Origin of the sequence: Microcoleus harperi Pol14_C6 (assembly GCF_036701295.1) — a bacterium.
Taxonomy (GTDB): Bacteria; Cyanobacteriota; Cyanobacteriia; order Cyanobacteriales; family Microcoleaceae; genus Microcoleus.
This window is the reverse complement of record NZ_JAUBQN010000004.1, coordinates 1-14068: the sequence shown is the minus strand read 5'-3', so window position 1 is coordinate 14068 and position 14068 is coordinate 1. Positions and strand designations below refer to the sequence as shown.

Below are 14068 nucleotides of genomic sequence, written 5' to 3'. Positions count from 1 at the left end.
AATATTTGCTGCCTTCATTCTTTTTCTATCCTGTGGGATGTAATAAACTCTTTGATTTTTTTGACTTGATAACCTTGGGCTAACTGGCGCAGCTCAACAGCAAAGGGCACAAATTGCCGATCTAACTTCTCTAGGTGCTCACTGCGCTTCACAATTCCTTTCACGTTGCCTCTCATCGCCAGTTCAAATAAAAGTTCCATTTCTCCTGGCGGGGGAGCCACTACAGAGGTAGATTCAGAAAGTGATTGAGGATCAGATGAAAAAGGAATAGCGCTGATTTTTTCATTTTTTCGTTCCTCATATATCCATTCAAGTTTTAAATACTTTTGCAATATCTCAAATAGTTCTTCTGCCTGCACTGGCTTACCGAGAAAATCGTTTGCTCCCCCCTCCAAACTTTTATGTTGGTCGGTAGCAAATACACTGGCAGATGAAGCAATGATTGCCACGTCTTTATAGTGGGGCAAATTTCGGATACGGCGCATCATCTCAAAGCCATCTAACACTGGCATCACCAAGTCAGTAATAATCAAATCAAACTTAAACTCTTCTACTTTTTCTAAACCCTCTTGACCGTTTTTAGCTTCGGTTACTTCAAAGCCGAGGGGTTCCAGGAGATTGACAATGACCGAGAGGTTTTCCCATTTGTCATCCACAACCAAAAATTTCTGCTTTCTACCTTGGTAGCCAACCAGCTTTCTTTGTTTGGCAAGCGTGGCTGTATTTGCCCAGTCTGCCGCTTCCGGTAAATCCAAATCTAGCCAAAAAACACTCCCGACTCCTGACTGACTTTTTACTTGAATTGTACTACCCATCATTTCAACAATTTTCTGGCTAATTGTTAAACCGAGCCCGGTCCCTTCCGCCTGACGTTTGCTGTCTCCTACCTGTTCAAAAGGCAAAAATATTTTTTTTAATTGTTCGGGTGTCATACCCACGCCAGTATCTTCAATTTGAAACCTAATTTTGTGAATTGGTGAGTCTGGCATTTGCTCATTGGTTTGTACCTTTTCACCTGTCCCCTTTTCCAGATGTTCTATCTTAAAAGTCACTCGTCCCGAGTCTGTAAACTTAATTGCATTGCTCAGTAAGTTAATTAGTACCTGTCGCAAGCGTTTCTCGTCAGCGTAGATGCCAGCAGGAATTTCAAAACTGGGTTGATAAACAAAAGCAATTCCTTTTTGTTCGGCTCGGATGCGGCAGATTTCCGCGACTCCCTGCAAAAAGGAAGGAAAATGGAAATCTTTCGCGTACAGTTCCAATTTCTGAGCTTCAATTTTAGCGAGGTCTAAGATGTCATTAATCAGGGTTAACAGGTGAGAACCACACTGGTGAATAATACTGATGCCTTGGATATCTTTCGGAGCCATCGTTTTTGAGCGTTCTAGGATTTGAGCGTATCCTAAAATTCCATTGAGTGGCGTTCTCAATTCGTGACTCATATTCGCTAAAAATTCACTTTTAGCTTGGTTGGCAGTATCAGCGATTTGTTTGGCTTCCGTGAGTTCAGCGGTGCGTTCTTCTACTCGGATTTCTAGCTCGGAATTGGTCTTGGCTAGCGCCTCAAAGGATTCGCGCAACTGTTGTGCCATAAGATTGAAAGACTGACCCAAAACTTCTAGTTCTTCTACGCCTTTTACCTGCACCTTTTCCTCTAAGTCGCCACTGGCGATCGCTCTAGAAGCTGCGCTCAAACGGAGAATCGGGCTGGTAATCCAGCGTGCGGTTAAGATTCCCAAAACGGTAGCTAGCGCCAAGGCTCCCAAACACAACAAAATGGTAGTCTGGGTATTGGCGTTAATTTGATCCATGAAATCGCTTTCAGGAACTACGACGACGATCAGCCAGTCCAATCCTCGGCTATCCTGAAAGGGCATAACTTGGAGGAATTGCCGCTGGCCGGCGATCGTAAAATCCAATTGCTGAGAGCTATTAATTTTAGTGAGGTTGCCAAAGCGTTCTTTTAAATGCGCTGTTGTCAGCCGAATTAAATCATCTGTGCTATCTAAAGCATTCAGGCGATCTAGTTTGCCATTGTTGGTGATAAATGCTTCTTTGAGAGTGGAACTCCCTACTAGGAGTCCAGAACGTTCCATAATGAATGTCTGTCCCGTTCGACCGATTTTTAAGCTTTGCAGAAAGTCACTGAGGAAAGAGATTAAAAAATTAGCAACGAATACTCCGCGCAGTTCGCCACTTTCGTCATAAACTGGATGTCCGGCAGGGAGGGAGAGCGTTTTCTGACCTGTAAGCGGAAAAATTTGGCTCCATGTAGGCAGACCTAAGCGTACACTGTCTTTATACCAAGAACGGTTGAGTATATTGTTGCTAGGAGAAATTTTTAAGAGAGCTGTTTGATTGCCTTTGCTATCCGAGTCATAAATATGAAATTCAGTACGACTATCCTTATCTACTCTTTTAAAAAATATTTTGCCATTCTCTTGGCGTTCAATGGCAATGAACTCTCCCGTTTTAGTAGCAAAACCCATCTGGGGCAGAGAAGGAAAGGCTTGAATTTGCTCCCACAAATAGCGCTCCATACTCTCCAATTCGTCGGGATTTAAGTATCCTAGGCGAAGGGCATTGGCATTCAGTTGATTGACGCGAGGGGCTGTGTCTAGATAAGTGTTGAGCTGCTGCTGGATGCGGGCCGTAATTTCACTCCGCAACTGGCTAGCAACTTCGTTGACTGCTTTTTGCCCGTTGCGTAAGGAGAGCCAGCCTGTCAGCCCGACGGCAGCAAATATTTGCAGAACGAATGGGAATACTAAAATCAGGCGCAGGGATACCTTTTTTTTAGAACGATTTGAGAGGAAATTAGTTGCAGAGGTCTGTGACATTTATGGGTGTTACTCCTGGGGTAACGAGTTGGCTGAAAAATTTCAGTGGATTTAGTGAAATGAGGCTGAGGAAATATATATTGAAAAGCAATTTATAAGAGTTAGTGTAATTTTTTAGAAAGTAATTTACTTGAACAAGCATTGCTACTTACGTATTTTCCCTGAAAGCTTTATAATTATAGCTGACTTAAAATGCTGACGCGCCTTATTTTTTTCTAGCAGTTGTAATTTTTTATCGCTTAGCAAAGCAGTTAGAAATCATATCTAATAGATTACCTGCTTTAGAGATATTTGTAGTAATTTTTAACTTTACTTTACACAGTGGTACTAAAAAGTATAACTTCATCAAAGTTACATATAAATTGATATAATATACATCTAAAAAACTTGCTCTTTCTCGCTAAAAAAAGGACACGCAGGCGGCTGAGAACCGTAACGACGGTCTAACTCACTACCCCGCTGAAGATTTCATGCACAACCCTGCTGATGACTCTCGTAGACAATGCCGATCGCACATGAAACTTTATAATTCCAGCAAGTTTTATTTGCAAGAGTTACAGCAGGGTAATTGCTAATTGCTAATTGGGGAAGAAAAAAATAAGTAGAGCGCTGGAGCAGAGGGGATTATGACAGAGGAGAAAGCTGAGGCTATTCTTTTAATTCTGTGACACTATCTCAGCTTAATAGTGAATTTGGTATTAGAGGTGAACACATGGCTGGCAAGGATTTTAAGGTTCTTCAAATCCGAGAGGCTAGGGTTTGTCATCACTTGATGTAAAGGAAGGTAAAGGAGAGATATAGCCGACTAGAAGGATTCGATCGCCATGACAAGTCGCCGTTATGCCCTACGGGATTAACAGTGGGAAAGGATCAAAGATTTGTGGCGCGGACGTGAAGGTGATGTGGGTGGGACAGTCTGCTTACAATTGGTTGTTCGTGGAAGCGGTGTTGTACCCCTACCAAGGGGGCATCGCCTGGGGAGACTTGCCCTAACGCGGGGCTATCCGTTGCAATTCTTTGGCTTGTTCTAAAATTTTCTCGAAGTCTTCTTCGCTCAACCGCTGAATGTAGTTGATTTTGAACTCTTCTAGGAAGTCGCACAGCAGCAGTTGTATTTCTTGCCAGGTTTGCTGCTGTTGCAGTTCGGTTCCTAAAGCTTGCCCGAAATGTTGGACTAGCTGGCTTGAGAGTTTGATGCTTATGGGGTCTTCGCTGGCGATTTTGAAGGCCTCGTAGGCATCTTGGGGGCCGAGGGTGACTAATTTTGAAAGTTCTGCAACTAATTGCTCTGCTAGCTGTCGAGGCAGGTTTCCCAGGCCGGGTACTTGCTTCCATCCTTCATACAGGGGGGATTGTTTGAGGAAGGTTTCAATATTGTACCGGAGGAGGGCTTCTAGGTCGGGTTGGAGTTGGGGGAGGACTTTATAGACGGTTATTTGGACTAGATGGGTGGCGATCGCTTCTATTTCATTGATATTGTTGATGTCTAGATAGCGCTGTTTTTGGGATTGAAAAAGTTGACGAGCGAGTTCGCCTGTGGTAATTGATTGTTGCATCTGGTTGATGAGTTGAATTACTACAACTTCGGTCAATTCTTGGGCGAAGTTGGCGACGAAACCTCGGCTGATTTGGGTGCGTATGGGTTGGAGATCTGGCATTTTGGCTTGGTGGATGCGAATTGTGACGGGTAATATTCGCAACAGGCGCCAGAATGGGAGCAGCAGGAAGATGTCGTACCATCGCCAGAGCATGGCTGCTCGCCAAGTGACGCTGCGGTGACGGCGGCTGATCAAGTAGGTACGGGCGAGAAATTCGATCGCGAATAGGGCAATGAATGGCAGGTCGATTTGCCAGAAGTTATCGGTAAATTCGCCGTTTTCTCCGATCTCGCGGTAATAGTTAGTGGCGATTAATGGCTTGATTTTGGTGTCAAACCACTTGATTTCTTTTTGCCAGCCTTGTTTGTTTAAATAGTCAGGACTCCAGAATGTTTGGAATGATTGTTTAGCGGAGTCTTGCGGATTTGGGACGCGATCGCGCATCCGGTCTTTGATTTTTTCTAGGGTGCCGCTTTTTGATGCTACTCGAAAGGGATCTTCGTCGATCATTTTCGCGCTCAGAGTGTTTATTTCCTGCAATTTTGCTGCTACTTGGGGAGAGGGCAACCCTGTTTGCACTACTTGAATTTTTAACTCTTCTAAGGTTTCTAGATATTGCTGGGTGTCTCGGTGGGGTTTAATTCCTTTAAATGGGTCGTATACTTGAGTTAGAACTGGCAGTTGCCGGAGGTAGAAATCTCGACCGGGGACGTAAGTTATGTCAAATAATACTAGACTTAAATTTCCTAGGGCTACCAGTGCCATGAACCGCTCGAACCATGGTACTTTTGGTGATTTTATGCGGGAGTTTGGAGTGGGAGAGGGCTGTAGTTTTGGTGTCACTGGCGATTCCTAATTAAGTAGACCGATCGAATTAGATATAACTGGTAATAGCTGAAAAAAGGAAACAGGGAAAACTGGCTAAGTGTCTGGTCGGGATCGGGTTGCGATCGCGGAAGCTAGTCTTTATTTTAACCTGCGTTTGTTGGCGAGTTTTGGATTGTTGATTCCGCCTGGTTAGCTAATAAATTATGCTGCTAAAATATTAAAGCCGAGCTAAGTTGACGGAAGCTGTGGCTCCCGTTAGTGTGCTTCTGTCTGGCAATAAAATTATATCTCAGGCGGAATCCTCAGTTTTTTTGGCGTTGCAGAGCTCACGGGGGTGGTAATAAATTACTATTTCTGTTTGATCTGGTGGCTATTTGACCGCTAAATCAAATGTTTTGCACGGAGCGGAGTCTAAGGTTAGATATGGACTTCGAGTTTGAGGTCCAACCCTCAAGAGAGTTATACTTGCTCAGGGGCACTCGGGCGAGAGCGCCCCCTCTGAGCGATCCCGTGGCAGCCGCCGGAGTAAGGTTCGAGGTGTCGCCTCTACAAAAACCAGCTCGCGATCGGACTCTTGAATAATATAAAACCCTGAGTATAATTTTGTTCGCATTTTTTTAATATATGACATACTGCCTTAATCTCGATTGCCCAAGAGACAAGCGTCAGAACCCACCAGGCACAAAGTATTGTCTTAATTGTGGTTCAAAGCTGCTATTAAAAGACCTTTATGCAGCAACTGAACCGCTGCGCGATGGGGGATTTGGCAGGACTTTCAGAGCTGTTAATCATGGAAAGTTTGAGGAATTGTGCGTGATTAAACAGTTGTCACCCCCTCAAGAGTTTCAGCGGAAGCCCGGTCATTTTAAAAAATATGTTCGACTGTTTGAACAAGAGGCAAGGCGGTTATACGAACTGAAGCACCCGCAAATTCCTCAGTTAATTTCTTATTTTGAGGAAGATGGGCGATTGTATTTAGTCCAAGAGTTTATTGATGGCAATAATTTAAAGGATGAGTTAGATAACTACGGTGCTTATAGCGAAATTAAAACTTGCGAACTGCTGTTAGATTTGTTGCCTTTATTAAAGTTTGTTCACGACAGAAATGTAATTCACCGCGATATTAAGCCTGAAAATGTGATCCGCAGATCTCGCGATCGTAAGTTAGTGCTGATAGATTTTGGGGTTTCTAAACAGGTAGTAGCTGCTGCTCCGACCAAAACAGGAACTAAGTTGGGAACTCCCGGCTACGCGGCTCTTGAACAGCGTCACGGTAGGGCTGTTCCTGCTAGCGACCTTTATAGTTTGGGGGTGACTTGCATCCGCTTGCTGACTTCTGTTATGCCTTACCTGGATATCTATGGGGACATTCACGATGACCTTTACGATCCACTTGAAGGCCGGTGGCTTTGGAGAGAGGCTTTGCCAAAAGGAACACAAATTAGCGAGGATTTAGGTCAGGTTTTGGATAAGTTGATTCAGGAATATGTTAAAGATCGCTACAAATCGGCTGTGGAAGTTTTGGAGGCTTTAAAACCTCCTGTTGTTGTTGTACCCGTGCTGGAAAATTCGCAGCAAGCAACTGTTGTTAGTCATTCGGTTCCTACTCAACCTGTGACTGTTCCTCCGCTAGTTTCTGTGAATTTAGAGTCCGAAAAAGGTATTGATTATTCTCACTTGGCAAGGCTGCTGGCTGCTAAAAATTGGCGTGGTGCTGATGAGGAAACTTCTGTGAAAATGCTGGAGGTGATGCAGCAAATTTCACGGGGTTATTTGAGCGAGGAAGATATTAGGAAGTTTCCAGCTAAGGATTTGCAGACTATCGATCAACTTTGGGTGCGGCACAGTCACCGCAGATTTGGTTTTTCTGTGCAAAAGGGTTTGTGGCTCAAGTTGGGGGGAAAGCCTGGTGTTTATGATGCTACAGTTTGGGAGAAGTTTGGCGATCGAGTGGGCTGGCGGGTTAACAGCCAGTGGGTATACTATTCGGAGCTGAATTTTACTTCTAAAGCAAAACCTGGACATTTGCCGGGGGGGACTGTTTTTGGGTGGGAAGGCGGGGTTTTGTGCGGTGTTTTGGGTTTGGGTGGGATCTGGTTTCTGCTGTCGCGGCGGGATTTGTAGAAGGAAGGTAGAAGGTAGAAGGCAGAATTTATTAGTCAGGCTGCACCCCAAGCGAAGTCGAAGTGTTAGTCATGAAATAGTTTTGAGTTGGGAATTAAAGAATTAACAATTTTTTAGTTTAATCATTTTTCATGTAGGAATTAGGTATAAAGAAAGCGGAAAATAAGATATAATCACAAACTATTTTTTTTGTGCTATGTTCTTAGAGAAGGGCAAGTTTGCAAAGTCAAAAGCCAGTCCTCGGCGGTGTCCAACCATGGGGAGTGGCTTTTGCTCCAATTTACCAAGGAGATTTATCTAGTATGTTGCAAGAAAAACGTCTCAAGCCGTGGACTATAGTTCGCTCGCTTCCAAATGTGGAAAAGGTGGTTGTGGGTGAGTTTCGCAGTTGGTCTGATGCAGACGGTCACTTGAAAATTCTCAAGCGGATGGTGCCGGCGGATCGATTGAGTGTTGTTTTCGATCCGGTAGTTCAAGCGTAACGTCGCTGGTAAATTGATCAGCGTGCGATCGCTCTTTGAGCTAAGCGATCGCCTCTTTTTTTAGATACTGTTTTTTTACATAAAAAATGCGACCGCTAAAAAGGATCTCGCAACTTGAATCATTGTCCTTAACTGCGGCGAATTTCAGTAATTTGGTCGGCAACATCCAAAATTCTTTGCGGCATGGATGGCCCGGTAAAAATCATATCCAAATGATGCGGCTTGTTGTCAATCAATGCCACCACTTCGGCTTCAGGAATCAAGCCCAAATTAACCGCTAAACTCAATTCATCGAGAATAACTAAGGAATAACGACCTTCGCCCACCGCATTTTGAACATACTGCCACAATTGTTCGATCGATCGCGTCTCCAGTTCATCTAAATCGGCATTCTCAATGCAGCGTGACAAATCGCAGCGCACCCAATCTAAATTTTGCCCCAGCCGCACCGGATGCTGATGCCCTTGATTAATTCCCCCTTTGAGGAACTGCACAGCTAGCACGGGAGCTCCCTGTCCTGCAATTCGGAGGGCTTGAGCCATGACACTGGTAAAAAAGCAGCGGTGCGGGCCTGTAAAGACTTGCACCAGCCCTTGAACTGTGTAGGGCAAGCTGTGGTTTAAATTTAGTTTAGGGGTTTGTAACTGAGCAACCATAGGGCAATATTTAATCAGCAACTAAGTCTTGAGTGCAGCTCCGACCTTGGCGTGGCTGAAGCCTGCTTGACAATATATAGTGTACGGGGCCGAGTGCACATCGGATCGAACACTATATATACAAGTTGTCAAAAGCTCGCGGCAGTGGCATTCGCAGTCGTTTGTTCGATTTTTGAACTCAATTAGCACTTACACAGAAACGGGGTTTTTTAGGAAAATACGGCGTGGAGCTTGACATTTATACAGTTATAGGGTGAAAAACCAAGGTGATGAGAGTCTCGCTGCGTCTAGGGCTTTTCAGAAAAGGTACACACATCGCGTAAAATTTGAATGTCGCGGCACTAGGAGCAGGGACTGTGAGAGTGGTGATTCTGGGAGGGCCAGGAGCGGGAAAGGGAACTCAGGCTGAACTACTGTGCAGCAATTTGAGCCTTCCTTGGCTGGCTGTGGGGGACATTCTACGGGAGGCGATCGCAGAAGACACAGATTTAGGCAAGCTGGCGGCGTCTTATGTCGAAAGAGGGGAATTAGTTCCCGACGCAACTATGATTGAATTCTTTCGCAGCCGACTGCTGCTGTGGGATGTCTTTAATGGCTGGGTATTGGAGGGCTATCCGCGAACTGCTTTTCAAGCTGAGGAGTTGGATTTTTTATTAGAGGAGTTGGCGCAGCAGCTAGATTGGGCGATTTTGTTGAAAGTGCCGATCGAGGTTTTGCTGAGCAGGTCGATCGAGCGCGATCGAGCGGATGACCACCCTGAAATTTTACAGCGTCGCCTCGATTTGTTCCACGAACGCACTATTCCTCTTTTAGAGTATTACGAATACCGCAACAAACTGTTAACTATTGATGGTGATCAATCCCCACAACAAGTCCAGCAGGATATTCTCAAATTAATCGAGGCTAAGGGGAAATAGTCATACCATTTTATATTTTATATTGAATGACTGTATATTTAACGAATCAAAAAAAGCCGATAATTCCTGATAAATTCCAATTTTTAAATCCCAATAACCCATTACCAATCACCTAAATATTATGTCTTTCCAACGTCCCGATGGCAGACAACCAAACCAAATTCGTCCGATTAGTTTCGATCGACAGTTTACCAAATTTGCTAGCGGCTCGGTGCTAGCAAAAAGTGGCGATACTCAGGTACTTTGCAGCGTTACAATCAAGCCGGGAGTGCCGAGATTTCTGGAGAATACCGGACAAGGTTGGCTGACAGCGGAATACCGAATGTTGCCTGGTTCTACGCCGCAGCGACAAGAGCGGGAATTTATGAAATTATCGGGACGCACTCAAGAAATTCAGCGGTTGATTGGGCGCAGTTTGCGATCGTGCTTGGATATGCAACTATTGGGGGAACGCACCATACTTGTCGATGCGGATGTTTTGCAAGCGGACGCGGGGACTCGCACAACTTCAATTACTGGCGGGTTTGTGGCTGTGGCTGATGCTTTAAACAAGTTGGTAGAAAAAGGTGATTTGGTGCGATCGCCCATGATTCGCCAAGTAGCGGCTGTGTCTGTGGGACTTTTGGAAGGAGAGCCGTTTTTAGATTTGAATTATCTGGAAGATGTGGCGGCTGAAATTGATTGTAATGTGGTAATGAATGGAGATTTAAACATCATCGAAGTTCAGGGAACTGCGGAAGAGGGAAGTTTTAGTCGCAGTCAGTTAAATCAAATTTTGGATGTGGCAGAAATCGGGATTCAGGAATTGTTGGAGGCTCAGCGGCAAGCTTTGGTTGATTAGGTAAATCTGGCGTTGCTTAATCAGGGTATTAAAAAAATTACTTTAAAATCAAAAAGCTTTGTGGATACTGGTTTATATGAGGGTCATATTTAGCTTTTGATACGGTAAATCAGCAACTCCAAATTTTCTACATTTAATTCTTCGATTACTGTTTCTACAAAGCGTCCTAAGATTTTTTGGTTACCCTCATGGAGTCATAATTTCTAATGTTGCGCGATCGTAAGTCAAACGAATTCCCCGTTGTTGGGCTAACTCGTTTACCAGAGATTCGTAAGTCTGCCAACTAATATTTTTCAGCACAACTCCCGGTTGTGGGGTTTTGAATCAGGGTGGCTGTCATGGCTACCTGCTTGCTTTTTAGCTTATTTATTAAATCTTAGCAAAACTCAGCTTTACGAAACGCACTGAGGGGGTGAGAACACCTCTGAAATTTTGATTCTAAGAGCATTGAGGCTGCTGAACAACGAAAAAGATAGCGGATTATTGACAAGTTTATTGACTCGTAGGATCGGCAGCGATCGCCCCACGCCAATAGTCCTGAACCCACATTGAGGCTAGAAACCGGGTTTCTTCGTATCTCTCTAGCTGAGAATCTGCGATTTTTCATAGAAACCCCGTTTCTTCGCGTAAGTCCCACCAAATCAAAATCTGGCAATACGCTAAATATAATTAAAATTTGTTAAGATTAACTCGACCTCAGCGCCGGCATCCCATCCGCCGCTAAACCTGCCCTTCCCCAGTCCCCACAACAATGCTGCGACTCGAACACATCAGTAAAATTTACCCCACAGGCGTCGTACTCAAAGATGTCACCTGGGAAGTCAAACCGGGCGATCGCATCGGCTTAGTCGGCGTCAACGGTGCCGGTAAATCCACCCAACTCAAAATCATCGCCGGCGAAATCGAACCCACCGCCGGCGAAGTCATTCGCCCCGCCAGCTTGCACATCGCCTACCTCTCCCAAGAATTTGAAGTAGATCCGACTCGCACCGTCAAAGAAGAATTTTGGCGTGCCTTCAGCGAAGCCAACGAAGTCCATGAATCCCTGATGCAAGTCCATCGAGACTTGGAAAACTCCTCCCCAGAAAATCTTGACGAACTGATCCACAAAATGGATCGGCTGCAACGGCAATTTGAAGGCTTAAACGGCTACGGTTTAGAAGCCCAAATCGAGAAAATTCTGCCCGAAATCGGATTTGAACCCGAAGACGGCGATCGATTAGTCAGCGCCTTCAGCGGCGGCTGGCAAATGCGGATGAGTTTGGGCAAAATTCTCCTCCAAAAACCCGACATCCTGCTGCTAGACGAACCTACCAACCACCTCGACTTAGAAACGATCGAATGGCTGGAAGTCTACCTCAAAGGGCTGACAACCCCAATGGTAATCGTATCCCATGACCGAGAATTTCTCGATCGGCTCTGCACCCAAATCGTCGAAACAGAACGCGGCGTTTCCAGCACCTACCTCGGCAACTACTCCTCTTATTTACTGCAAAAAGCAGAAGCCAGAGAAGCCCAACTCAGCGCCTACGAAAGCCAGCAAAAAGAACTCGAAAAACAGCAAGCATTCGTTGAAAAATTCCGCGCCAGCGCCACTCGCAGCACCCAAGCCAAAAGCCGCGAGAAACAGTTAGACAAAATCGAACGCATCGAAGCGCCCACCGGCGGATTAAAAACATTGCATTTTCGCTTTCCTCCCGCACCCCGCAGCGGTCGCGAAGTAGCAATAATTCAAGATTTGGTGCACACCTACGGCGAAAAAATCCTATTCTTGGGAGCAGACTTGTTAATTGAAAGGGGCGATCGTATTGCCTTTCTCGGCCCCAACGGCGCGGGCAAATCAACCCTGCTGCGCCTGATTATGGGTTTAGAAAAGCCGACCGAAGGTACGGTCAAATTGGGAGGCCACAACGTCATCCCCGGTTACTTTGAACAGAATCAGGCAGAAGCCTTAGATTTGAATAAAAGCGTGATGGAAACCATTCACGACGAAGTACCGGACTGGAAAAATGAAGAAGTTCGGACTTTATTGGGGCGGTTCTTGTTTACCGGCGAAACAGTATTCAAACAGGTTGGCGCTTTAAGCGGCGGCGAAAAAGCCCGCCTCGCTTTGGCAAAAATGCTGTTGACTCCCGTGAATTTGCTAATTTTGGACGAACCGACAAATCACCTCGACATTCCGGCGAAAGAGATGATGGAAGAGGCGATTCAGAATTATGACGGTACTGTAATTATCGTTTCGCACGATCGCTATTTCATCTCCCAAGTAGCTAACAAAATTGTCGAGATTCGGGATGGAGAATTTCGCCCTTATTTGGGAGATTACCACTACTATCTCGATAAAATTGCTGAGGAAAAAGAGCTAACTAAGTTAGCCAAACTTGAAGCAGAAAAAGCAGCTAAAAAAGCCGAAAAAGAGGCAAAGAAAAAAGCTGCGGCTAAGCAAAAATAAACTTGTAACACTCGCAGATAAACCTTTAATCCGCGTTTATCTGCGTGCATCTGTGGTTAAAAAAGAATTTGATTCTTAACTAACCCAAAATTCGATTAATCATTTGATTCGCCTGGGACTCGTAACTCCCACCAAACAAATTAAAATGATTTAAAATGTGATACAGATTATAAAGAGTTTTGCGTTCTTCATACCCTGAATCCAAAGGCCAAACCTGATGATATCCCCGGTAAAACTGTGCCGGAAATCCACCAAATAGCTCAGTCATCGCAAGATCAACTTCTCTATCTCCAAAATATGCTGCCGGGTCAAAAATCACCGGTTCCCCCGCAGATGTCACCCCCGCATTTCCACCCCACAAATCCCCGTGAACTAGCGAGGGTTGAGGTTCATAACCAGCTAACAATTCAGGAATCATCTTTAATAAACGTTCTCCTTGCGGAAAATGACCGCCCCGACCCCTAGCCAATTTTAACTGATAACCAATCCGATGTTCGGCCCAAAATTCTGCCCAGTTTGCCGTCCAATTATTAATTTGTATAGTTGATCCGATCGTATTATTAATATCCCAACCAAAAACTGCCCTCAATAAGCGCGAATTAGGCTCTTCTCCCGCCCTTATCAAGGGGAGGTTGGGGGGGGTGTATTTGTGCATTTCGGCGAGTTTTCGCCCCATTTCTTCCCAAGCTCGATCGCCCCTGCGACTTCCCAAATCCAGCCATTCCAGCACAATATAAGCTGAATTCCCCTCAGTTCCCCAGCAAATCGGCTCAGGTACTCGAATCGTCTGGGTTTCCCCCATCTGCTGCAAACCCCGCGCTTCAGCTTCAAACATCGCGACTTGGGAAGCTTGATTGATTTTCACGAAGTAAGCGCGGGAACTGCTGCTGATATAATAGCCTTGATTTATGCAGCCCCCGCTGACAGAACGCCGATGGTCGAGAGAAAATGTTTCTCCGGTTGTTTCACAGATATGCGCGGCAATTTTGTCCCACATAGCATCAAATCGTTTTGAATGCGATCGAAATTAGTTTAACAGGTATGGCAACTTAATGAGCAAAAACAACAAAACCGCTATCTGAAGCTCAGAAAGAGGCTGTGTAATGTCAAATATAATCCCAGGCATTGATCTATTTTCCAGCGGCAGTGAAGGGCTAAATATCTTCGCCACCGCAGCGTTTAACAAGCGATCTCAGGATAGTATCGCAGTGATGGCACTGAGTAATGGACAGTAGGGAAAAGTTGTGATGTTAAAAAACGCTGAAGACTGCACAGAATTAAGTCATCATCACCATATCGAAACAGAGGTCAAGCCCTCGGTCTATTAGTA

General features: G+C 45.0%; 9 protein-coding genes and 1 pseudogene. 6 read left to right on the top strand and 4 right to left on the bottom strand.

The annotated features are described in order from the left end of the window. Window positions 1-14 precede the first annotated feature (14 nt). A complete protein-coding gene (locus QUA27_RS04690; RefSeq protein WP_333066661.1) occupies window positions 15-2840 on the bottom strand; it encodes a hybrid sensor histidine kinase/response regulator in 2826 nt (941 codons plus the stop codon). 869 nt (window positions 2841-3709) lie between these two features. Here QUA27_RS04690 and QUA27_RS04685 point away from each other — a divergent pair. After that, window positions 3710-3830, top strand: a pseudogene (locus tag QUA27_RS04685) (IS5/IS1182 family transposase); the annotation flags it as partial. Here QUA27_RS04685 and QUA27_RS04680 read toward each other — a convergent pair. Further along, window positions 3830-5281, bottom strand: a complete 1452-nt coding sequence (locus QUA27_RS04680; protein ID WP_333066658.1) for a hypothetical protein — start codon at window positions 5279-5281, stop codon at window positions 3830-3832. The pseudogene QUA27_RS04685 and the gene QUA27_RS04680 overlap by 1 nt on opposite strands. A 609-nt stretch (window positions 5282-5890) precedes the next feature. On the opposite strand from QUA27_RS04680, the gene QUA27_RS04675 reads away from it, so the two are divergent. Continuing rightward, window positions 5891-7390, top strand: coding sequence for a GUN4 domain-containing protein (locus tag QUA27_RS04675; RefSeq protein WP_333066657.1), 1500 nt, complete (start codon window positions 5891-5893; stop codon window positions 7388-7390). Window positions 7391-7608: 218 nt separating this feature from the next. Further along, window positions 7609-7872, top strand: coding sequence for a hypothetical protein (locus QUA27_RS04670; RefSeq protein WP_333066656.1), 264 nt, complete (start codon window positions 7609-7611; stop codon window positions 7870-7872). A 128-nt stretch (window positions 7873-8000) separates the two neighbouring features. On the opposite strand, the gene QUA27_RS04665 is transcribed toward QUA27_RS04670, so the two are convergent. Continuing rightward, window positions 8001-8528, bottom strand: a complete 528-nt coding sequence (locus QUA27_RS04665; protein WP_333066655.1) for a P-loop NTPase family protein — start codon at window positions 8526-8528, stop codon at window positions 8001-8003. A gap of 356 nt (window positions 8529-8884) precedes the next feature. Here QUA27_RS04665 and QUA27_RS04660 point away from each other — a divergent pair, with 356 nt between their 5' ends. From QUA27_RS04660 to QUA27_RS04650, 3 genes are all read left to right on the top strand, one after another. After that, window positions 8885-9445, top strand: a complete 561-nt coding sequence (locus QUA27_RS04660) for an adenylate kinase family protein (RefSeq protein WP_333066874.1) — start codon at window positions 8885-8887, stop codon at window positions 9443-9445. Between the two features lie 121 nt (window positions 9446-9566). Next, window positions 9567-10286: a ribonuclease PH gene (rph, locus tag QUA27_RS04655; RefSeq protein WP_333066653.1), complete on the top strand. Its 720-nt coding sequence runs from the start codon at window positions 9567-9569 to the stop codon at window positions 10284-10286. Window positions 10287-11037: 751 nt separating this feature from the next. Continuing rightward, window positions 11038-12738, top strand: a complete 1701-nt coding sequence (locus tag QUA27_RS04650) for an ABC-F family ATP-binding cassette domain-containing protein (protein ID WP_333066652.1) — start codon at window positions 11038-11040, stop codon at window positions 12736-12738. Window positions 12739-12817: 79 nt separating this feature from the next. Here QUA27_RS04650 and QUA27_RS04645 read toward each other — a convergent pair whose 3' ends face one another. After that, window positions 12818-13735: a fructosamine kinase family protein gene (locus tag QUA27_RS04645; RefSeq protein WP_333066651.1), complete on the bottom strand. Its 918-nt coding sequence runs from the start codon at window positions 13733-13735 to the stop codon at window positions 12818-12820. Window positions 13736-14068 lie beyond the last annotated feature (333 nt).